The sequence below is a fragment of the Campylobacter sp. Cr9 genome (genome assembly GCF_020138295.1).
Lineage (GTDB): Bacteria > Campylobacterota > Campylobacteria > Campylobacterales > Campylobacteraceae > Campylobacter_E.
Genome location: NZ_JACGBH010000016.1, coordinates 1 through 23442 on the forward strand (window position 1 = coordinate 1; position 23442 = coordinate 23442).

General features: G+C 29.1%; 14 protein-coding genes. 1 reads left to right on the plus strand and 13 read right to left on the minus strand.

Annotated features, from left to right (window positions below; translation table 11 throughout):
• Positions 1-94 precede the first annotated feature (94 nt).
• From AVANS14531_RS07755 to AVANS14531_RS07790, 8 genes are all read right to left on the minus strand, one after another.
• Complete coding sequence (locus AVANS14531_RS07755; RefSeq protein WP_336611950.1) at positions 95-226, minus strand: alpha-amylase; 132 nt, start codon at positions 224-226, stop codon at positions 95-97.
• Between the two features lie 119 nt (positions 227-345).
• Complete coding sequence (locus tag AVANS14531_RS07760) at positions 346-3255, minus strand: type I restriction endonuclease subunit R (RefSeq protein WP_336611951.1); 2910 nt, start codon at positions 3253-3255, stop codon at positions 346-348.
• Entirely contained in the window at positions 3252-6011 is a 2760-nt protein-coding gene (locus AVANS14531_RS07765; RefSeq protein ID WP_336611952.1) for a P-loop NTPase fold protein, read from the minus strand. The genes AVANS14531_RS07760 and AVANS14531_RS07765 overlap by 4 nt, the downstream gene beginning before the upstream one ends.
• The gene (locus AVANS14531_RS07770) at positions 6008-7267 is read right to left on the minus strand and encodes a restriction endonuclease subunit S (protein WP_336611953.1); all 1260 of its coding nucleotides are present in this window, start codon (positions 7265-7267) and stop codon (positions 6008-6010) included. Before AVANS14531_RS07770 ends, AVANS14531_RS07765 begins: the two co-directional genes overlap by 4 nt.
• Position 7268: 1 nt before the next feature.
• Positions 7269-8123, minus strand: coding sequence for an ORF6N domain-containing protein (locus AVANS14531_RS07775; RefSeq protein ID WP_336611954.1), 855 nt, complete (start codon positions 8121-8123; stop codon positions 7269-7271).
• Positions 8120-10018 carry an N-6 DNA methylase gene (locus AVANS14531_RS07780; protein ID WP_336611955.1) on the minus strand — a complete coding sequence of 633 codons (1899 nt, stop codon included), beginning with the start codon at positions 10016-10018 and terminating at the stop codon, positions 8120-8122. Before AVANS14531_RS07780 ends, AVANS14531_RS07775 begins: the two co-directional genes overlap by 4 nt.
• A 130-nt stretch (positions 10019-10148) precedes the next feature.
• The gene (locus tag AVANS14531_RS07785) at positions 10149-11366 is read right to left on the minus strand and encodes an McrC family protein (RefSeq protein WP_336611956.1); all 1218 of its coding nucleotides are present in this window, start codon (positions 11364-11366) and stop codon (positions 10149-10151) included.
• Entirely contained in the window at positions 11356-13788 is a 2433-nt protein-coding gene (locus tag AVANS14531_RS07790; protein ID WP_336611957.1) for an McrB family protein, read from the minus strand. The genes AVANS14531_RS07785 and AVANS14531_RS07790 overlap by 11 nt, the downstream gene beginning before the upstream one ends.
• 91 nt (positions 13789-13879) lie before the next feature.
• Here AVANS14531_RS07790 and AVANS14531_RS07795 point away from each other — a divergent pair, with 91 nt between their 5' ends.
• Positions 13880-14959, plus strand: a complete 1080-nt coding sequence (locus AVANS14531_RS07795) for a hypothetical protein (protein ID WP_336611958.1) — start codon at positions 13880-13882, stop codon at positions 14957-14959.
• Between the two features lie 162 nt (positions 14960-15121).
• On the opposite strand, the gene AVANS14531_RS07800 is transcribed toward AVANS14531_RS07795, so the two are convergent.
• The 5 genes from AVANS14531_RS07800 to AVANS14531_RS07820 form a co-directional block, all read right to left on the minus strand.
• Positions 15122-18217 carry a type I restriction endonuclease subunit R gene (locus AVANS14531_RS07800; protein ID WP_336611959.1) on the minus strand — a complete coding sequence of 1032 codons (3096 nt, stop codon included), beginning with the start codon at positions 18215-18217 and terminating at the stop codon, positions 15122-15124.
• Positions 18198-19559, minus strand: a complete 1362-nt coding sequence (locus tag AVANS14531_RS07805) for a hypothetical protein (RefSeq protein ID WP_336611960.1) — start codon at positions 19557-19559, stop codon at positions 18198-18200. The genes AVANS14531_RS07800 and AVANS14531_RS07805 overlap by 20 nt, the downstream gene beginning before the upstream one ends.
• Positions 19560-19569: 10 nt before the next feature.
• Positions 19570-20676 (minus strand): restriction endonuclease subunit S, encoded by a 1107-nt coding sequence (locus AVANS14531_RS07810; RefSeq protein ID WP_336611961.1) that lies wholly within the window; start codon positions 20674-20676, stop codon positions 19570-19572.
• Between the two features lie 210 nt (positions 20677-20886).
• On the minus strand, positions 20887-22389 hold the full coding sequence (locus tag AVANS14531_RS07815) for a type I restriction-modification system subunit M (RefSeq protein ID WP_336611962.1): 1503 nt from the start codon (positions 22387-22389) through the stop codon (positions 20887-20889).
• An 84-nt stretch (positions 22390-22473) separates the two neighbouring features.
• Positions 22474-23244: a hypothetical protein gene (locus AVANS14531_RS07820; RefSeq protein ID WP_336611963.1), complete on the minus strand. Its 771-nt coding sequence runs from the start codon at positions 23242-23244 to the stop codon at positions 22474-22476.
• Between the last annotated feature and the right edge of the window lie 198 nt (positions 23245-23442).

The following is a 23442-nucleotide window of genomic DNA, read 5'->3' on the forward strand; positions in this document are numbered from 1 at the left end:
GGGTTGGGATTGGTTAAGTAATTTGAAAAAGAATTTGAAATAGGAATTACGAAAAGAAATTAATTCCTATTTTGATTAAAATAGGAATTTTAAATTATTTTTTATTATTTGGATTTAATTGCGCACCACGATTGCCATGAACTTTTGAATGAGCTGTGTTTTGACCTGGGGTGCCCTTGTTAGCATTAGCTTGGTTAGCTTTATGATTAGCGTTTGCGTTACTCATATTTACTCCTTTCTTGTTTTTTTAAATTATACCCCCCCCCAAGCTTAAATATAACTTAATCTCAAGGCAAAGGAACAAAAAGAAGCTTGTAAAATACTATAAAAATTTAATTTTTTACTTTAAATACTTAAAAAATTCTCTTTTATATTGTTAAAAAGTTTATTAGAGATTACTTTTTTAAATTCTTTATCAATATTTAAAGCATTAAAAAACTCTTGATAATCAAAATATAAATCAGATGAGATTTTTTCTAAGCTATCATAAAAACTCTTTTTGGCATTATTTTCATCGTAGTTAAATGTAAATGAGCTTTTTAGTAAAGAATCGTTTTCTAATTCTTCTATAATGGTGTTTAAAATCTCTTTGGTTTTATTATCATTATCTTTATAAATATCATTAAAGTTTTTAATAATTTTTACTAATTCTTCTAGTTGCTCTTCTTTGCTCTTTTTTATTTTTATGCCTGATTGTTTGATTGTAGGATTGCTTGCTAATTCAATATTTGTTGTGCCTTGAAATTTCACATTAAATTTTTGCAACCTTACATTATCTAGCAAATCTTTTATATCTTGAGCGGTTTTTCTTTGGATTTTGCATATTAGGTATTTTAAAAATATTGATAATTTTTCTAATTTTACATCATCAATATCCATAATAGGATTTAAATATTCATAATTATTTATGTATTTATTAGCTACTTTGTAAAACTCGTTAGCCAAGCCTTTTTCACCTATTAAAGTAGAAAATCTATCTAAATAAGAGCATATATTAGCCCCCATACTCTCATAATCAACCTTAATTGCATCTTTTATATATTCATAATAAAGCTCTATAAACTCACTTACATCATATTCATTAAAAACACCATAATTTAGCAATATATAATAAAGCTCATAAAGTTCATTTGGATCACTAGCTTTCTCAAGACAACTAAATTCACAATATCTTGAAAAAGCATTTTGAATATTCTCATAATTATTAGCAAAATCTATTACACAAGTATCTATTTTACCGTTTTTTGTGCGATTTAGCCTTGATAGGGTTTGCACTGCTGCTACATCGCTAATTACCTTATCAAGATACATAGTATGTAGCAATGGCTCATCAAAGCCTGTTTGGTATTTGTTCGCTACTACTAGGATTTTGTTCTCATCTTTTTTAAACTCTTTTGGTAAATTATTTTCGCTAAAACCATTTAAACTTCTTTCTGTGTATTCAACATCATCTAACTTTAATTCACCAGAAAAAGCCACTAAAACACCTATCTTATAATCTTTAAACAATTCTTTTAGATTTAAATAATATCTTAAAGCACTTAGCCTATCATCAGCTACTACCATTGCTTTTGCTTGATTGTTTATCTTATATAAAGTATTAGCCATGAAATGCTTTAAGATTATTTGTGATTTTTGCTCTATCGCTTGAGCTGAATTTGTAGCAAATTTTACAAGCTTTGCCATAGCTTTGCTCTCATCATAAACCTTATTACCATTACCTTTCACGCTTAATTCAAAAAAGCTTTTATATGAAGTATAGTTTTGTAAAACATCTAAAATATAGCCTTCTTCAATGGCTTGCTGCATAGAATACAAATGAAATGGATAAAAACTCTCATCAATTTGAGTTCCGAAGGTTTCTAAGGTTCTTTTTTTAGGTGTTGCTGTGAATGCAAAATATGAGATATTTTTATGGTATTTGGCTTTATTAACCTCATCTAAAATCAAATCATCAATATCAAAGCATTCTTCATTGGTATTTGATAATGCACTATTTACGCTTGAAGCTGTTTTGCCATCTTGAGATGAATGAGCTTCATCTATGATTAGAGCGTAGTTTTTATTATCTAGACTAGCTAAATCTTTTATAATATATGGGAATTTTTGAATGGTTGAGATTATTATTCTTTTATTTTCTTCTAGGGCTTGTTTTAATTGCTTGCTACCTTTTCTAATGCTTTCTACATAGCCTTTAGTATTGTTAAAACTACTTATGGTGCTTTGGATTTGATTATCTAAAACTACTCTATCAGTTATCACAATAACAGCATCAAACAAGGCTTTATTATCTACATGTAAATTGCTAAGCTTAAATGTAAGCCAAGCGATAGAATTACTCTTGCCACTGCCTGCACTATGTTGGATTAGATATCTTTTTCCGCTTTTAAATTCTTTAACATCTTTACATAATTTATCCACTACATCAAACTGATGATATCTAGGATAGATTAGGCGTTTTTCTTTAGTTTCTTTATCTTTTATTATTTTCATATAATTTATGATGATATCGCTTAAAGTATCTTTAGATAGCATTCTCTTCCATAAATAAGAAGTCTTATAATCATTATTTATTGCTGGATTTCCTGCACCTGTTTTCACGCCTAAGGCTGCTTTGCCATCGTTTAAGCCTTTGTTAAATGGTATGAATTTCGTTTGATTTCCTTGGATTTTAAGACTTAGATAAACTTCGCTAGAATCCATAGCAAAATGCATTAAAGAATGCCTAAATATAATCTCATCTGCATTGCGTTTTTTATATTGAGTTTTAGCATTTTCTATATTTTGTCCTGTTAGTTCGTATTTTAGCTCTATTGTAGCTATACTTAAGCCGTTTATGAAAATTACTAAATCTATACTTTCGCTATCTTCATTAGAAAAATAAAGCTGCCTAATACATGAGAAAATATTCTTAGAATAATCATCACATAATTTAGAGTTTAAAGTATTGTTTGGCTTAGGAGAAAACAGCTTGAACTCAAACTCATCTAGCTTGATTGATTTTTGAAATAAATTCAAATAATCTATATTTGGGATGTTTTTAATGATATTTAAAATCTTGTTTTTGTAGTCTTGATAGCGTGAGCTTAAAATGCTTAGTTCTTTAGGATATACGCTATTTAAATAAGCAAAAAAGATTTCTTCATCAAGCCCAAAGGTTTTATTATAATCTTGGCTAGTTCTTTTAATATAGCCTTGATTTAACAAATGCCTTTCTATGTAGCTTTCATAATCTTTTTCACTTGGTTTAATCATAACGCTTCTCCTTTAAAAAATGTTTCTTTAAATTCTTCTGATAGCTCTGAATGTTTATCTTTGTATCTTTTAAGATTTTCACAAATTAAACTATTCAGTTCATCATTTTTATGCAAATCTATATAAAATTCTTGCATTTTTAAAAACAACTCTTCATCTGCATTTTTAAACATCTCATACATATCATAATAAATATCATCTTTAATTTCTTCTGCAACATTATCTTGCGTAATACTATCTAAGTATATATATTTTTTTATTTTTAACACTAACTCCAAATGAGATGAAATAAAATCTTTTATGATACTTAAATATACAATATTGCCTTTAAAGGTTTTAATATCTTCTAAAATATTATTTAAATACAATGTAATCAATTCATTTAAAACATTAGTTTCAATATTTTTGAAACTCTCTAAAATCTCTTTAATACTTTTTGAAAAAACCACCTTATCATCATATAAATGATTAATATTCATTAGATATTCAAAATTAGTTTTTAACTTATCCGCACCACTTTGTATTGCTTCATTAATTAGTATCGTAAAAAAATCTTGATTTATTATGTTTGTTAAATTATCTCGTTTTTGTATTTTACTTTCTATAAAATTTTTAGCATAATCAGCTTTATTCTGATAATTTACATTATTAAACCTACAAATAATTCTTATCAAGCTTTTTAAAATTTCACTATCTAAATTATCAAATAAATTATGCTCGTTTAATTTAAGAAGAATATTCATAACATTAGAGCTGATATCTTTTAATTGTGAAACTAATTTATATGCAATTCTATTATTTATAACTTTTTTTAAAATATCTACTTCTAGTTTCATATAAGGTTCAAAATGATTATATTCTGAATAAATATAAAAATATTCTTTAATTTGGGCTTCATCCCTATCGCTAAATAAACCTAATGCAACAAATTTTTCAAACCCATCTTTATATATTTTATGTATTCCTTCATAAAAAACTTGTGAGTTGCTATGAAATTGTTGGGTATCTTTAGTATATTTATCCCAAGTTTCTATTAAATTTTTCTCATAAAAATCAGCAAAAATATCAACCTTTCCTTTTTTACAAAAATACATAAATTCAATAAAACTATCAGCTATGTCATCAAACAAAGAAGGCAAAATTTCATCTATTAATCCTTCCATAAAACATTCAACTTGCTTTAAATTGTTTTTAAGATTAGGATAGTGAAAATTTTTATCTTCACGATAAATAGCCTTATGAAATAAAACTATTTTTCTAAAATACTCCCTAAGTTCAGTTTCATAAGCTTTCAACTCATAACCCTTTTTTAAATTATCCAATAAATACTTCATCACTTTTCGATAATCAGAGTTAAATACAGCCATACCATAATCATCATCTTTTGCAATATTTATCAATAATTGTGATGTATTTTCATCGCTACATTTATTATAGATAATAAAATCTACATCTATTTGCTTAGCATTACCCCATATAAATTTTGTATATCTTAAAAACTTCATCAACCTGTTATCTTCTATCGTCTCAGCATTTTCATTAATTAATTCTCTATTCAATAGATTTTTTAAACTATCAACATTATGAAATATTTTATAAAATAATTCTCCATATTCTTCTCTTAAAATAAGCAAAAATGCAATTAACGGCTCATTCTCTTCTACAAAATCTCTTTTGATATTCTTTTTATTTTTTAACAAGTTGCATTCAATTTGAAAATTATTTAAAAAATGGATAATTCTTCTTGGGTTACTTGCATATTCTCTTACTACAATAGTCCCTGTGTTTGGGTTTAGCTTATTTAAACCATATTTATCCAAAAGCTTGTCATATAAGATTGATAAATCCCCATCATGATAACCTTTAACAAAAATATACATATTAAATATTTTTCTTAACTTTTCAAACTTATCTCTAACTTTATCATCAATAATCCGTGTATCATCAATAGGTATTACAAAAATAACATCCTTTAATCCTAAAAAATTCTTAATGTCTTGCAAGGTTGTATTTACAGAATCTTTTTCACACCTATCAAGATTATCTATAACTATCACTAGCTTATTTATATCATTTTTTGAAAAAATTGTATTTTTTAGCTTTTTAAAGCAATCTTCAAATTCTTCAGGGGCAAACATTAATGGCTCTTGAATAGTGGTTTTATAATCAATTGAAATATTTTTAGAAAAAGTAGCTATAAAAGATAAAACAGCTATTATTCCGACTTGATCAATTTTTATAGATTTCATAATTTGCATTATATTATCTATTTCAATACCATTAAAATAAATAATGTCTATTGTTTTTAAAAACAACATAAATACAAATATCATAATAAAAAGTAATAAAAACGTAACTAAATATTTCCAATTAAATTTACTAGATACTGCTACATCCTGAGTTTTATTTGTATAAAAACTTTTACAACCCCATTCTTTTATATTAAATCGTTTTGCAATTTCTAGTAAAAAAGTTCTTCTAAATGAATCGTGAGAATATTTCCAAGCATCATATACAACAAAAGATACTTTTTCTTTGCTAATACCATAATTATTAAACTTATCTATAACATCTCTTATGATAGATGATTTGCCGCTACCCCATTCTCCAAAAAGTCCTATCGTGCAAGGTGTATGAGTGGTTTTTATTATTTCTTGTAAAGTATCTGAATATTTTCTAGTTTCTAAAAAATCATTTTCATCGTTTAAATTATCTAGTTCTATGTCTTGTATAAGCTTGAGTTTATTATCGCTCATTTTAACTCCTTTAGTATACCTTTGGTGGTGGTGTCTATTAGGCTTGTTTTGTATTCTTGAATAAGGCTTATTTGTTTTGTTATATTGTTTATTGCTTTGTCTATCTTCTCGCACTTATCATCTAAATATTTTGCGATTTTCTCTTGCTCTTCTAGTGGTGGTAGAGCTATTTCTAATTCTAATAAATCAAATGTATTTATTGCAGGATAATTTGCACCTTTTGAGATTTTATTTATTTCATCAATTAAATAATCACTACCTAAAACATAATAAATAAATTTGTTATTTTCTTTTGTTCTTAATTGTGCATATCCAGTAGATGCAACATAATCTCCATTCAATTCAAATAAAAAATTATTTTTTTGATATGGTCTTACAAGTTGAAATAAAATATCCCCTTTATTTAAAACCCTTTGAGCTCTACTTGGTGCATTATCCTTATTGATAAATTTTTCATAAATCAATTTTCCTTCAATTACACTCTCCAAATCAATATAGTAAAAATTATTAGGTAATTCACCAGTGCTTGGATTAGCTGTTACTACATATCTTAACTTAATTGCTTCCCAATGGGTGGGGATTTTGCCTAAGTGGGGGATGTGGGTGTCTTTTAGTTCGGTAGATTTGTTTAAGCCTTTTGTGGTAGCTTGATTTATCAAAACTTGTTTTTGTTCTTTTAAAAGTTCTATAAATTTCGTTTGTTTAGTTACAAAATCATCTATTTTTTTGCACTTCTCATCTAAAAAATCAGCGATTTTCTTTTGCTCTTCTAATGGAGGTAAAGGTAAATACATATTTTTAAATTCTAAATAGTCTATACTTTCTCTAATCTCCATTATTCCATAAGCAAATTGTCTTAAGCTCTTTTGTAATGCTTTTGACTGAAAAAGATATGAATAATACCTTATAAGACATTGTTGATTTTTTACCCTTAAGACCAAATAAATGGGGCTTACCAACCCATCGTAATTAGAAACACCCAAAGACCCTATAACTGCGTTCATTTTATTTAAAACTAAATCATTTTTTCTAGCTATTTTATAACTAGATAAATCATCTTTAGATTTATTCCCAATATCTCCTTTATCTTCATAAAGAATAACACCCACATCTTTTACTAATGATAAAATTTGTTTTATTTCTAAATTTTTATTAATTTCGTTGATATTATCAAAGATAAATTTTAATGGTTTTACTTCCCAATGAGCGGGGATTTTACCTAGCCATTTTATGCCACTATCTTTATAAGCACTCATTTTACAGCCTTTCTAAAAGCTTTATATCAGCGTTATCCATTTTGCTAAAAGCAAAGGTTTTTTTGCCCAAATCTTTTATGCTAGCACCGATATGATAAATATCATTATCAATTATCAAAAACCTATCGTGAAATGAATTAGTTTGCTTTATTGTGATTTGATTTTTGTTTTGTGAATTGTATTTTTGAATATCAAGACTAAGTGTTTTTGTGATTGTTGGAGTATGGATACAAACGCTTGCTTTTTCGTTTTTTCCAAGCATTAAAATCACGCTTTCATCTACATAATTATCAATTAAAATTATTTGTTTTTTAGCTGATTTAATCAATTTACTTACAAAAACATAAGCATCAAAAATCTTACCATTATAAAAAACACCACTTTTTGGGACTTCTTCTATGCTAAGTGCTTTTTGTATGCTAGATATGCAAGCATCATGCTCTAATAATTTTTTTTCTATTTGCAAAAACCTAGTTTCTGGATTAGCCAAATACAAATTTTCTCGTAAAAAAGAAAAAGTCCTTATCAAAGCCAATGTAACTTCTGTAGCTACCTTACTTTTTAGGATAGTAGCTAACATATATATGCCATTTTCTGTGAATGCTTTTGGCAAAAATCTAGTCTTTGAAAAATTTGCGGTCGGAAATTTCGTCCGCAAATCATCAAATTCTTCCGTGCTTAGCTCAAAATAAAAATCGCTTGGGAATTTATCTTGATTATTTTTAACAGCTTCGTTTATTCGCTTTGTTTCTACTTTATAAATCTCTGCTAAATCCTTATCTAGCATAACTTTGGTGTTTCTTATTGTATAAATTTTATTTTTTAAATCATCTTGTAATACTGCTATTTTTTTCATGATAAAATCTCGCCTAAAAGGTCTTTTAGTTCGTTTTCAAGTGAGCTTAATTCATGTTTTATCTCATCTAATTCTCTTGGCTTTTCGTAGGTGTAAAAATACTTGTTAAATAGTATTTCATAGCCTATTTGCTTACTTTCTAAATCCACCCAAGAGTTTGGCATAAATGGTTTTATTTCTTTTTCATAGTATTCGTTTATATCGCTAGTGAGTGGGATTTTTTCTGTGTTGGTGTTTTTGTCGCTGTTTATTAGGAGTTTTAGCTCTGATTTGCTTAGCTTTACGCCTAAAAACTTTGCAAATTCTAAAGAATTTTTAAAATCTTTTGGGCTTTGTTCAAGTTCTTTTAGTTTAGAGATAATTATTTCTTTATCTTTTAGTTTGTTAAAGCTTTCGTTATTTTGTAATTCATTTAGCGTTTTTACTTGCTCAACTACTACTTTTATATAACCCAAATCATCGTTATTTAGGATAATGCAATCATCATTGCTAGCATTGCTTAAAAACTGCTCGGTGATTTTTTCTATTTGTTCGCTTGACATTTCGTTTGATTTTGAGCCTAAGGATTTTTTCATTTTTTGATAATAATTTGTAGCGTTCATTAGCCACACTTTGCCTTTTTTGTGCTTTGGCTTTTTGTTTGTAAGAATCCATATAAAAGTAGGTATGGGTGTATTATAAAACATATTTGTAGGAAGTGCGATTATGGCTTCTAACAAATCATTTTTTATAATATGGCTTCTTATGGCTACTTGACCGCTGTCTGAGTTGAATAATGGGCTACCATTATGAACGCTTGCAATCCTGCTGCCTATACCGTTAGGATTCATCTTGCTAATCATATTTAGCAAAAACATCATCTGACCATCGCCTTTACCTGTAATGCCTATCTTAAATCTATCATCATTGCAAACGGTTTCATTTTTGACCTTTTTTACTCCTAGTTTTCTTTGGTCTTCTTCCCAATTTTTGCCATAAGGTGGGTTAGTTAGCATGAAATTAAATTTTTCATTAGGGAAGGCATCTTCGCTTAGGGTTGAGCCAAATTTTATGTATTGAGCGTTTTCTCCTTTAATTAGCATATCTGCTATACAAGTTGCATAGGCTTCTGGATTTACTTCTTGTCCGTGTAGGTGGATTTTTAATTGATTTTTATTTTTATCAATTTTATTTAATAAAAAATCTTTAGCTTCTGTTAGCATTCCACCACTTCCACAGGCATTATCATATATAGTATATGAACCACCTTCTAGGCTGTCTTTAATAGGTAAAAATATTAGATTTGTCATAAGCTTTATGATTTCTCTTGGGGTGAAGTGCTGTCCTGCTTCTTCATTGTTTTCTTCGTTAAATTTACGGATAAGCTCTTCAAATACATAGCCCATTCCAAGATTGCTTAAACCTTCGCTTATTAGATTGCCATTACTATCATACACTGGCTCTAGTGAGAAATTTATCTTTGGGTCGCAAAAGTTTTTTATGATTGGATAAAGGATATTTGCTTTATCTAATTTATCAATTTCGTTAAAGAAGCTAAACTTATCAATAATATCAACTACATTTTGGCTAAAGCCTCTAAGATATGCTTTAAAATTATCCTTTAAAAACTGCTCGTCTTTTAATAATGTTTCTAGACTAAATTCTGAGATATTGTAAAAATCATATCCACTTCCGTGTTTGATACTTTTTAGAATATTGAAATTTGAATTTTCATCTAGTTTTTTGTAGGTATTTAACACTTTTTCTTTTGTTGGAAGTAGCACTACATCAAGGCGACGAATAATACACATCGGTAAAATTACATCTCTATATCTGCCCTTTACATAATGATCTCTTAGACAATCTGCTATATTCCAAATAAAATTAATCATATTTTGGTGTTTTTCTATATTCATAAAAATCCTTATATTTTAAATAGGCTATTATGGCAAAAGAATGCTAAAAATATTGATATTTTATTTTAAAAATATTTTATGATTAGAGAATTTAAAATAGGAATTTCGTTTGTTTATAAATATATTAATTTCAAGGCAAAGGGGCAAAAAGGAGCTTTAACTTTATTTTGCTTTCAAAAATTTCTGGCTTATATTCTAAGGTTTTTCCTTGCAAAATATCGTTTAAAAGTGGATATATAAGCCATACTTCACTAGCTTTAAACTTTGCTGCATAGGCAAATACTTGATATAAATCAGCTTGGCTAATACCACTTAAATCGTTTATGATTTTATACTTTGTATCAGCGATAATTTTTTTGCCGTTAAATTCAATCAAAATATCAGGTCGCATTAAAAAACAATCTTTTCTCTCATCTTTTATCAAATGTCTGCTCGATACTTGAGTATGTATGCTTATATTTGGATTTTGTTTTTTAAGCATAAAAGCTACAAAATCTTCAAAAAGTCTATTCATATCAAAAAGCAAAGCATAAGCATTTTTATCCCCTGCAAATGGCGTAAAACTAAAGCCATTTAGAAATAACTTGCACCATAAAAGTATGTTTTCATAATAATGATAATGCTTATTTTTTACACTAAATTCACATTTTTTAATGCTAATTAAACTTACCTCATCAAAAAATCCTAAAAACTTCAAAATCTTTTTATTTTGACTTAGTTTTTTTAGATGAAAAAGCGTGGTTTTTATGGTTTGATTTGTCGCATTATCTATGATGTATTCATCATTTTCGGTAAAAAATCGCTCTTTATGTGCTAGATTTTGCCTTAAATGCTCGCTAAAAATCAATTTTCCTTTTAAAAATGCTTTATTGTTTGATACTTTTACATAATCACTCATAAGCCCTTTGTTTAAAATCACGAAAAGTTCTTCTAAAAACATCTCAACAAAGACTTCAAAAAGCGGCATTTTTTCATCTTTTAGCGTTGCTTTAAGCGATTTTTTAAATGGGCTTTCTTGTAAAGTTCTTAAAAGTTCTAAAAGTAGCTGTTTGGGATTTAACTCTCTTGCTTTACACTCCCTAAACATCTCATCTTTTAGCTCATAAGCCTTGCTTAAATCTATGCTCGGCATTATTTTATTGCTTTGTTTTGAAACCTTAGGATAGATTTCTAAAACCCCGCTTTTTGTTTTGATAAGCCCTACGAATTTCCTTGCTTTTAGCTTATTTTTGCCAACTATTCTTAAAAACTCTGGGTTATTTTCAGCAAAACTTATAAGTTCGTTTAAAAACTCATCATTATCAAATAAGCTTATGATTTCATACTCGTAAGTTATTTTAGTCTTCATAGATTTGCTTAAACCAATCCTTTGTTAAACCATTTTCAAAAAATTTATTATTGATGCGTAAAACTTCTTGATTTAACATATTTTTGCTTACTATTAACTTTTTATTATCATTAAGCACCGATTTTATCTGCGAATAATCATTATAAAAATACTCTTCTAAAAGTGGTAAAATCTTCTTTTTAAACACAACCTTAAGCTCATCAATACTATTTATATCCATAAAATACGAATGTCCGATAAGCTTTTCATCGCCTATTAAACACTCAATTCTTTCATTCATTTTATTTAACAATTCTTGAAGATTTACCCCATCACAATCAGAGCTTAAAAGATCACTATTAGGCATAATCTTTTTAAACTCAAACCTACGCCTAAGCGCCGTATCAAGGGTAGTGATACTTCTATCTGCTGTATTCATAGTGCCTATTATATAGACATTATTTGGCACCGAAAAACGCTCTTTGCTATATGACAACACTACTTCTAGCTCTTCAGCATTTCCTAGCCTTTTACTAGGCTCAATAAGTGTGATAAGTTCTCCAAAAATCTTACTAATATTTCCACGATTTATCTCATCAATGATGATTATATATGGCTTTAAATCTTCTTTTTGGTTTTTATAATCATCTTTTTTCTCAAACTCAAAAAGCTTTTTATAAAACATAAAATAATACCCCGCATTACCATGATGAATGCTTTTGCTCTCAAACTTTGGCTTTATATCTTTGTAGCTTTTTATATTTCCTATTTTAAATTCTTCGTAATCACGCCTAATTATATCAAGGGTTAGTCTTTGTCCGCTTTGAGTAGTGCCACCTAGCTCAAACGAACGACACTCGCCGTCTTTATCATAAAAAATACTATGAATATTTACGCCCTTTTCTAGCAAAAACTCCTTGTTTTGGTCTAAAAACTCGCTCTTTACATACTCAGCAAAATAATTTATCAGCTTGTCAAAATCTAGCTCATTTGGAGTAGAGTAATTTATATAATTTTGCTTAGCTTTTTTACACAAATCCTTAAACACACCATCAGCTATCACATATCTTAGCTCATCGTTATCAAAATCAGGTCTAATTCCTTCTACAAATTCTTCATATCCATAGCTTTGATGAAAGGTTGTAAATACAATTTGCCCGTTTTTTACATAGTCTTTAAATCTTTCTTGCATTGCTTTTCTTGTGTAAATTTCGTTTGTTTGAGCTGAAAAATCTTCACCCAAAATCTCTAAAGCTATATTTATAGTATTGTAAGTTTTGCCAACCCCAGGCGCTCCGTATAAAATCTGATTTAGTGGGATATTTTTAGGATTTTGCTTTGGCTCATCTTGTAAAAATATATTTTTAGCATCGCTTGAGTAGTCTTTTATCAAAAATCTAATAAACTCTTTCATAGTTCTTTTAGCGTCGCTTTTGCTTGCTATGTAGTCGTTGTAGGCATTTTTGCCGATTATGTTTATTAGCTCGTTTAACTCTAAAATACTAAAAATATTTCTTTGATATTTAGCCAAAAACGAGCTTTTAAAATCATCAATTAGCTTTAAATAATCCTTACTATCTCTTAAGCGAACTTCTAACCAAAAAGCAAATCTTTGCTCTTGTTCTTCTTCGCTTGGGGCTTTGTTTTGCTTATAATATTTTTCATTTAAATAATCAGCATAAATCCTTGCTGTATAGACAAAATCTCTGCCTTTTCTACTATCTTGAATACTTATAAAATCATCGCTTTTTATATAATTTGCCAAATCTTTTAAGCTTTTATTTTTAATCAAAGTTTTTAAGGTATTTGTCTTTGAGCTTTCGTTTTTCTTGCTCTCATCTGAGTAAAACTCTCCGTTATCTTGCCTTGCATTTTTACTAAGCCACTCATAAAAATCATCGTTATTTTTAGGATTTTTTGGAATAAAATCATCTTTGCTAAAACTCTCATAATATTCTAAAAGCTTTATAAAATCATCTGTAATTTGCTCTAAATCTAGTTTGTCATAGGTAAAATCAAGCTCAGTTAATTTACCACTTCGCTCCATTTCATCAACGGCTTTGCACCTTGCGTTTTCAATATCATGTTTTGGAAATCCAAATGCTAAACGATATTTAAAACCTTCTTTTAAAGAGTGAGAATACCCGAAATAAACATAAACACCATATCTAGGACTAACCTTGCTAGTATTTATAAGCTCATCACTTAAAAGCTCTTTTCTAACAAAAATAATCCAACAAGTATCAGCCAAAGTCCCACTACCGCTACCTATGCTATATTCATAACTATTTTCAAAGAAATTAAAAAATGGCTTAATATTATTAACGCTAAAGCCTTTGGTTGATTTGTTTTTATTTTTAAGACATTTATTTATTTCGCTAATAAAAGCATTTATTCCGCTTTGAAATTCTTTTCTTTCATTATCTGTAAAACTTATAGGCATTTTCTTCCCTTTGTTTTTACTAAATGATAATCAAACAAACTTCACGGGATATTAATATGCTAGAATATAAAAAAATATTTAAAGGATTAAAATGAGTATAAAAAAATATATAAACAAAACTATAGAACTATTTAACAATATTTTTCCATGTTTACAAAGAAATCATAAGCAGATAAAAGATAAACCTGCAACTTCTACAAACAAAGAACAAAATGATGAAGATTTTTTTCAAACTAATAAACTAACAACAAGACGGATATATAAAAATATTAAAAAATATGGACAAACATCTCTTGCTTTAGGGCAAATTTTATTACTAATACTAATTATAGGCTCTGCACTAAATTATGCAAAAATATATGTTTTAGACTTACGCTATCAAGTAGATTTAACATTTGAACAATTATTGGCCTTTGGGTTTTCTAACTTATCTTGGTTTATGTTCTTAATATTTATGTTATATATTTCAACAGAATTTGTATGGCAAATTAAAAATTCAAAAAAAGATGGTAAGCCACTAAAATATTATGATTATATATACTTTATAATTGTATTGCTGATAGTTTATGTTTCTATTTTTATGATATTTTACAATAATTATGAAAAGCAAGATATTTATTTATTTTTTGTATTATTTATAGTCTTAATTATATTAAATCTTATAGTATTTTTTAAAGCAAACAAAAGTAACATAAACTACATTAGACCGATAATACTATTTGTATCAGTAACTATTTTTGCTTTGTCTAAGATAAGTATTTCATCTCTTTCTGGCTTAGGAGATTATAATACTACAATAATGGTTGATAAAAATAACTTTATAAAAGATATTGTAGATATAGAAGATAAAAAAGAGAAATATACAAAAAATTATCATTATAAAGGCGATCATATTGAGCTAAAAGATGTGAAAATATTATCAACTTTAGGAGACATTGCCTATGTGGAGTTATGCAGTGAAAACATGAAAATAGACAAAACATTAAATGATTGTAGAAAAAGCATAAGAGTTGAATTTATCAAAAAAGACATTCACATAATAAGAGATGGCAAAAAGCAAAAAAAAGATTGTGATAATACAACAAATAATGAAACCAAAAAACAAAATAAACAAGATTTAGAAAAATCTAAGCAAAATAAACAAGAAGAAAAAGCCACTAAAAATAGCTAGAATTTAAACTCGGAATTTCGATTGTTTGACATCACTTTGAGCTAGGATTTTACAGCAAAACTTAACCAAAAATACACGAAATAAATTCCTTAAACAAACGAAATTTACTTTTAAATTCCTATTTCAAATTCCCAAAATCTCACTTAGTTTTAAATCAAATCCCTACTCGCTAGCTAATTCCATAACCAAAATCTCAGCTTGAGCTAAAACCCCATCAATCGCAAGCTGTTGCATATCAGGTGGGTAGCCGTATTTATTCAGCACTCTTTTTACAGCTACTCTTAGCCTTGCTCTTACATTTTCTTTTATCATCCAGTCTATACTTGTATTGTTTTTAATGATTTGTAGTATCTCGCTAACAAGAGCTAAAAGCTTTTCATTTCCTAAGATTTTTTCATACTCGTCATTGCAAGCAAGTGCTGAGTAAAAGGCGTATTCATAGTCTTTTAGCCCTAGTTTTTTAGCCTCATCATCCATACTTGCTATGCTTTTACTCATATTTATTAGCTCATCTAGTGCCTCGCTTGATGAAATTAGCTTATTGTTATATTTTTTGATAGCCTCGTTTAGCATTTCGGCTAGTTTTTTAGTCTTTGTTAGGCTTAGTTTTTGCCTTAATTTTATCTCATCATTTAGTATCTTTTTTAGCATTTCAAAGGCTAAGTTTTTACGCTTCATATTCTTTACTTCTAGCAAAAACTCATCAGAAAGTATAGATATATCAGGCTTTTTTATCCCACTAGCATCAAAAATATCCACCACACTAGATGATACGATAGCTTTATCTACTACTTGTTTTATGATTGTTTGATTTATAGTATTTTCACTCTCATTTACCCTAGCAAACTTTAAAAACCTAGCCTTTATCGCATACATAAAAGCGATTTTATCCTTTATACTCAAGGCTTTTTCGTGCGGTATAGCTATCGTATAGGCTTTATCAAGTCTTGCAAACTCATTCATAAACCTATCTTTGCCATTTTCATTTGATAGTATATGTTCTTCTACATCAAGTATATATTCAAGCCTAGCCCCAGTATCAAGCTCAAAGTATCTTTCATAGTCATTTGGTAGCATTTGCTCTACAATCTCTAGCTTTTCTATCATCACTTTTACAGCGTCTTCTTGAGTGGTTACTATATCGCCCTTGCCACCACTTTCACTATAAAACGATAAAGCCTTTTTCAAATCACTTGCAATCCCAAGATAATCCACCACAAGCCCACTAGGTTTATCCTTATAAACCCTATTTACCCTAGCTATAGCTTGCATTAGATTATGCCCTTTCATAGGCTTATCTATATAAAGAGTATGAAGCGATGGCACATCAAAGCCAGTTAGCCACATATCCACCACAATAACTAGCTTTAGCTCATCGTTTATATCTCTCATACGATTTGCCAAAAACTGCTTTTGAGTCTTGCTTGTATGATGTTTGCTAAACTCTGCTCCATCGCTAGAGCTTGAAGTCATCACTACTTTTATAGCCCCGCTATTTAGCTCATCGCTATGCCAGTTTGGTCTTATTTTTATAATTTCATCATATAGCTTTATAGCTACACTTCGGCTTATACTTACTATCATACCTTTTCCGCCAAGCTTACTAGACCTTGCCTCAAAGTGTTCTACTATATCTTTAGCGATTTGTTTTAGTCTGCTTGTGCTACCTACCACTGCTTCTAGCTTGGTAGCTTTTGCTTTTTCGTTTTCTTGGTTTTCAAGCTTTTCATCTAGTTCATCTATGAGCCTTTTTCCTTCTTCGCTTAGCTCTATTTTAGCAAGTCTGCTTTCATAGTATATACTCACAGTAGCACCATCTTCAACAGCTCTTGATATATCATATATATCTATGTAGTTTCCAAAAACTGCAGGGGTATTTACATCATGGCTTTCAATTGGCGTTCCTGTAAATCCTATATAAGTAGCATTTGGCAAAGCATCACGCAGATATTTTGCGAAACCATAGACTATCTTTTGCCCTAGCACATCGCCACTTTTTGACTTTTCTTCTACTACTTTTGCATCAAAGCCGTATTGGGTTCTGTGTGCTTCATCTGCAATCACGATGATATTATCCCTAAGCGATAAACACTCAAATACATTGTCATTTTCTGGGCTAAATTTTTGAATAGTAGTAAATACCACTCCACCACTAGCCACCTTTAAAAGCTCTTTTAAATGCTCTTTATCATTTGCTTGTTTTGGCTCTTGTCTTAAAAGGTTCGCACAACTTGCAAAAGTGCCAAAAAGCTGGTCATCTAGGTCATTTCTATCCGTGATAACCAAAATCGTAGGATTGTTTAAAGCCTTTATCGCTTTAGCACTATAAAACACCATAGATAAAGACTTCCCACTACCTTGCGTATGCCATACCACGCCGCCTTTTTTATCTCCGTCTTTGCTACTTGCTGTGATTGTTCTACTAATAGCTTTATTTACTGCGTAGTATTGATGATAGGCTGCGATTTTTTTGGTAGTTTTTATGCTCAAAATATCGTTTATATCTTTTATTTGCTCTTTTTCAAAAACTATGAAATTACAAATAATATCTAACAAAGTTTTTGGGTTTAGCATACCATCTATTAGGGTTTTTATCTCTAAAGACTTGTTTGGAGCGTAGTTTATCCCATCGCTACTTTTCCACGCCATAAACCTTGAAAAATCAGCCGAAATACTCCCCGCCCTAGCAAAATACCCATCGCTTATCACACAAAAAGCATTGTAGATAAAAATGCTTGGGATTGCTTGTTTATAAGTGTTTATTTGATTATAGGCTGAGTTTATCGTGGCATTTTCATCGCTTGGGCTTTTTAACTCCATTAAAACAAGTGGAATTCCATTTATGTATAGCACTACATCGGGGATTTTGTTTTCTTTAGCTTCTGTGATGCTTAGCTGGTTTGTTATTATAAATTCATTGTTGCTTACATTATCAAAATCAATTAGATTTATGATATCAGCTCTGCTTTCGCCGTCTTTTGTAGTGCTTATATTTACCCCATTTACAAGCTTATAATGAAAGTTTTCGTTACTATCTAAAAGGCTAAGATGATTTGTGCTTTTTAGCTCTTTATAAATCTCATTAGCTTTTGATAAATCAAGCTGTGGATTTAGCCTACAAAGTGCATTTATAAGGCTAGTTTCTAGCAAGACTTCATCGGTAGCTCTTACAGGCTTTTCATAGCACCACCCATGCTCAAGTAGTGATGATATAACAAACTGCTCCAAATCAAACTCGCTAGTCTTCGCCTTGCTCATTTTTTAGTTCCTTTGATTTATTTTCATTAGATTTTGTTTTATTTAATGTCTCAACGTATTCTTTTAATATTTCTAACAAACTTGGCTTTAATTCATAATTATAATCATCACCTATTTCTTTCGATAAGTATTTTCTTAACATACTCATCTTTAAATTTGTTCTAAGCTCAAATTTTGCTTCATCTGTCAAGTCTAATTCATTAGCAGATGCATCGCTAACATCTTTTGCAATAATCCCTATTTTTGCCAAATCTAATTGCTGTTGATGAATATTCATTATTTTACTTATTAGTATTTTACATATTTTATAACAACTTCCAATTATCACAGAAACTATAAAAACATATGGTAATCTAGTAAAAAATATCACAGATAAACTTATATCTTTTTCTGTCTTCCATAATAATGCCAACTCATCAACACTAAAATATAAATCACACAAGACACAAAAAATAATAAGTGAGAAAAAAGCTACAATTTTTATATATATCTCAACTTTCTCATTCGCTCTTTTATTATAGTCTCTAATATCATAAGATATTAAATTTGTATCATTTTCGAGCTTTTTAAGCTCTTCTCTTTTTTTACCTATATTCTCATTTAAAGAATCCAACGATGATTGTTTTTCTTTTACCTTACCGGTTAATTCAACATTATCATTTTTTATTTCAGCATTTTGACTTAATAAATTTTTATTTTTATTTAAGTAGCTTCGCTTTTTGTTTTCCAATCCGCTGTTTGTTTGTAATAAACTTTCTTTTTTAGCTTCTAAGTTATCAATTGTGTTTTTTAATTCATTATAAGAATTTCTAAAATTTTGATGCTCACTTTTTATATCATTTAATTTGTTTTTTAAATCTTCTTGTATTTTCTTAATATTATTGTAATCTTCTTTTATTGTAACCAAATCTTTTGCAAATAACCCAAAAATTTTAATTTTATTTAATGTAATGCTTGTTGCATGAGAAGGTTTTTTAATAGATATTTTATTAGTTACAGTGTTTATAGAGACATCAACACTAGTATTTTTACTTCTAATAATATATTCTTTACTTTCATTTAAGTTAGAATATAAAATTTTTACACCATTTAAATTTTCTTCTGCTGAAACTGTAATATTATTAATATATAAAAGCTCATTAAATTGAAATGTAATAATGTTATTTTTAAGTGTATATGTATAATCACTATTCTCATTAAAAAGTAGCTTGGAATGATTGCTTTTATTGTTTCTAATAAATTGTATTTCTATGTTTTCTAACTCTTTAGTTTGCAATTTTTGAAATTCTTCTTCTGTTTTATCAATTACATTACCATAATTATAAATAATATTATTATTCACTTTATCTCCTTTAGTTATTTATTTTTATTTCTCCGTTTAGAAGTTTTGGAATAAGTATATCACGCATATTTTCTAGGGTTTGGATTTGTTCTAAATTTTTGTCTATTTTATCAAAGATTTTTTTTGCAGTAATATCAAATTTTTCAAGCAATAAATCATCTGCCAATAAAATTTCTATCTCTCCCAAATCTGATTGTCTTATTAATGGTTGAGTGCTACCAACATCTAAATTTTCAAGGCTGCTTGTTTTTAAAACAAAATACATAAAATAAAAATTAGAACTAGGCTTGATGATTAAGGTATTATCTGATAACCAAACTTTTTTAGCTGAATTAATCATAAAAACTTTCCCCAATGTCCCAACTCTGCCTGTATATAACAATGGTTCATTATACAAATATTTATTAGTAAAGCCTATTATCCCATTTGCTCCCAATATAGGATTTTCACCATCATCTTGCATGTCTAATCTTTTTAGTGATTTTCCACTCGTTATACTTGCTAATTCTTTAATTTTAACATTTTGCCAAGATGGGTTTGGGTTTTCTATGAAATAGTGTCTAAAAAGAGTTTGGGCGAGTTCTTCTAGAGTTTTGTTTTGCTCGTGTAGTAACTCTATCTTGTCGTCAATACTACTTAAGATAGTAGCGATTTGCCTTTGCTCTTCTAATGGTGGTAGTGTAATTTCAAGAGATGTAATTGTGTTTAGATTTAAATTTTGTTGTGCAGCACCAGTTGCTAAAATTTCCAAAGTTTCAAAATTGTTAAGTATTAAATAATATATAAAATTATAATCTGCTTTTTCATGATTAATTGTTAAATTACAACATGCTTGATTGGTAGTTAATGGTATTTTATTTATAGCAACCTTACCTGCAGTTGCACCATACATAGCGACAATAACAGAATTTGCTTCTATCCACTTAGCAGATGAATTTTCTAAACCTAGCTGAGAAATATATTTTTCAGTTTCATATATTCTACAATTTTTTACTTCTTTAGTATTCAACCAAGGAATAATACCATTATAATATAAAGCATTACTTGTTAATGGTGTCCCACCAGATGTTACCTTACTACAAATATCCCCAAGCTTACATTTTTTCCAATTATTCATATCTTAATCCCTTGGAATTTATTTCCGTAAAAAATACACGAAATAAATTCAAGAATTTGAATTCGGAATTTCGTTTGTTTAAGCTTAGCTTCAAAGATAATGATGAAAGCATGGCAGAAGAAAAAACGCTAAAAGCTCGTATTTTCAAGCTGTGGGTTGTATAAATTAAGCTAGTTTTAAGTGATTTTGACGAAAGCATAACACAAAACATCATTTAATCTTCTCTAAGTTTTTTAAGATTGTTTCGCTTAGCTCTTGCTCGGTTTTGATTTGGGATTTTAGCTTGGTTAAAAGCTCGTTAAATCTAGTATCAAAATCAAACTCATCATCACTATCAGCAAGCCCCACATAACGCCCTGGAGTAAGCACATAAGAAAGCTCTCTTATCTCATCTATACTAGCACTTTTACAAAAGCCTTTTATATCTTCATAGTCGGCGCCGTTTTTCCAAGCTTTATAGGTGCTTGCGATTTGGTTTATGTCGTCTTTGCTTAGGGTTTTGTTGCGTCTATTTATCATAGTTCCTAAATCTCTTGCATCTATAAAAAGCGTCTTTTTAGCTGTGTTTGGTAGCTTTTGGCGTCTTATAAACCAAAGTGATGCGGGGATACCTGTGTTTAAAAACAGCTTTGCGGGTAGATTTACTATACAATCTATCAAATCATCTTCAATGAGTGCTTTTCTAATGGCTGCTTCATTTGTGGTATTGCTTGTAAGTGCGCCTTTAGCTAGGACAAATCCCGCTATACCGCCGTTTGGCGATAGATGATATAAAAAGTGCTGTATCCAAGCATAGTTGGCGTTGCTTGCTGGTGGGACGCCGTATTTCCATCTGCCGTCTTGTTCTAGCTGTTCGCCACTCCAATCTGAGTCGTTAAATGGTGGGTTGGCTATAATAAAATCAGCTTTTAGGTCTTTGTGAGCGTCGTTTAAAAATGAGCCTTCGTTGTTCCATATCACTTGTGAGCTTTCGATTTTTCTTATGGCTAGGTTCATTTTGGCGAGTTTGTAGGTGGTCTGATTTGACTCTTGACCATAGATTGAGATATCATCTAGTCTGCCTTGGCGAGATTTTACAAACTCTTCGCTTTGAACAAACATACCACCACTCCCACAGCAAGGGTCAAACACCCTGCCCTTGTATGGCTCAAGCATGGCTACTAGGAGTTCTACGACGCATTTTGGAGTGTAGAATTGTCCGCCTTGTTTGCCTTCAGCTAGGGCAAACTCACCTAAAAAATACTCAAATACATGACCTAAAACATCGGCACTTTTACCAGTATCAAAGGCGATGTTGCCTATCAGGTCTATGAGTTCGCCTAAGCATTTGCTATCTAGATTGTCTTTGGCATAGACTTTTGGTAAAACTCCTTTTAGGGTATCGTTGTGTTTTTCTATCTCGTCCATTGCTTCATCTAGCATTTTGCCTATTTTGGGGTTTTTGGCGTTATCTCTTATGTAGTTGTAGCGAGATTTTTCTGGGACGAAAAATATATTGTCAGCTAGGTATTCGTCTGCATCTTCTGGGTCGGCTCCTTCGGATTGTTCTTTGAGTAATTCTTCGTATTTTTGCATGAAGCTATCGCTAATGTAGCGTAAAAATATAAGCCCTAAAACTATGTGTTTATACTCTGCTGCATCGATGTTTTTGCGTAGTTTATCGGCACTTTTCCACAACGCATCTTCTAGTTTAATTTCTACTTTCTTTGCCATTTTTATCCTTAAGTGGTTTTTCTTAGTGTAGCAAAAAAGCCTTATATTTGCCTAGCTCTCGCTAGGCTTAGGAGTGATTAAGAATTATAAAATATCTGCATATTTTTTATTAAACCTTAAAGGCTTATATTTGATTGTTTTATCCTTACTTTCTACCTGTAAAAACAATTCATCTCCTGCACTATTTAAAACTTTAATATTTTTTACAATTACCTTATTATTTTCAATATAAGTTTTATCAATTTGTGAATCATCCAACTTAGATAATATTATTTTTGTTTTTACATAGTTACTATCTAGCTCGACATCTGCATAATAATCACCTATACCTAAAATTTTTACCACACTAAAATTACTATTTGATAAAATTAAGATAGAAGATATTAAAAAGCATATTCTTTTAAAATATTGATTTTTTATAATAGGAAACGCTATGAATAAAATTGCCAACATAATTAATATGGTTAATATAATTGAATCATCATTATTACTGCTTAAAATAAAAACACATAAAAAACCACAAGACAATAAGCTTGTAGCAAGGGTTAAATATTTAAAAGCCTTATCGATAATTCCTTTGGTAGAGCTAGTAAATATTAAATAATTACCTTCATGCAACACATAAATAAGTAAAACTCCTATCATTACCACAAAAAATGAAGATACTAGATATATAAATACATCCTTAAGTTCTAGATTTGGAATATAATGAATATTAAAAACATAATAAATAAAAATTGGCATTACAGCTACAAAATACATAGAATAAAATGCTATTTTAAATATATTATCTATAGATTTTTTGTAAATTCTTTTCAATATCACACAAAATATTTTTACTAATTTATCATTCATAAATTTCTCCTTAATTAATAAAATTCACGAAAAATCTTACATATTCTCAAGGCAAATTGCGAATAAGATTTCGTTGTAAATTATACTCTATCAAGCTCATTTTATCTTTAAAAATATTTTATTTTATATCTTATTCCTTGTTGGTTTATTTATAAAATAACTAAAAAATAAGAATTTAAAATCGGAATTTCGTTTGTT

Excerpts from the sequence above, each read along its gene's own strand:
- AVANS14531_RS07755 (WP_336611950.1), bottom strand. The coding sequence starts at position 226 with ATGAGTAACGCAAACGCTAATCATAAAGCTAACCAAGCTAATGCTAAC.
- AVANS14531_RS07760 (WP_336611951.1), bottom strand. The coding sequence starts at position 3,255 with ATGATTAAACCAAGTGAAAAAGATTATGAAAGCTACATAGAAAGGCAT.
- AVANS14531_RS07765 (WP_336611952.1), bottom strand. The coding sequence starts at position 6,011 with ATGAGCGATAATAAACTCAAGCTTATACAAGACATAGAACTAGATAAT.
- AVANS14531_RS07770 (WP_336611953.1), bottom strand. The coding sequence starts at position 7,267 with ATGAGTGCTTATAAAGATAGTGGCATAAAATGGCTAGGTAAAATCCCC.
- AVANS14531_RS07775 (WP_336611954.1), bottom strand. The coding sequence starts at position 8,123 with ATGAAAAAAATAGCAGTATTACAAGATGATTTAAAAAATAAAATTTAT.
- AVANS14531_RS07780 (WP_336611955.1), bottom strand. The coding sequence starts at position 10,018 with ATGAATATAGAAAAACACCAAAATATGATTAATTTTATTTGGAATATA.
- AVANS14531_RS07785 (WP_336611956.1), bottom strand. The coding sequence starts at position 11,366 with ATGAAGACTAAAATAACTTACGAGTATGAAATCATAAGCTTATTTGAT.
- AVANS14531_RS07790 (WP_336611957.1), bottom strand. The coding sequence starts at position 13,788 with ATGCCTATAAGTTTTACAGATAATGAAAGAAAAGAATTTCAAAGCGGA.
- AVANS14531_RS07795 (WP_336611958.1), top strand. The coding sequence starts at position 13,880 with ATGAGTATAAAAAAATATATAAACAAAACTATAGAACTATTTAACAAT.
- AVANS14531_RS07800 (WP_336611959.1), bottom strand. The coding sequence starts at position 18,217 with ATGAGCAAGGCGAAGACTAGCGAGTTTGATTTGGAGCAGTTTGTTATA.
- AVANS14531_RS07810 (WP_336611961.1), bottom strand. The coding sequence starts at position 20,676 with ATGAATAATTGGAAAAAATGTAAGCTTGGGGATATTTGTAGTAAGGTA.
- AVANS14531_RS07815 (WP_336611962.1), bottom strand. The coding sequence starts at position 22,389 with ATGGCAAAGAAAGTAGAAATTAAACTAGAAGATGCGTTGTGGAAAAGT.
- AVANS14531_RS07820 (WP_336611963.1), bottom strand. The coding sequence starts at position 23,244 with ATGAATGATAAATTAGTAAAAATATTTTGTGTGATATTGAAAAGAATT.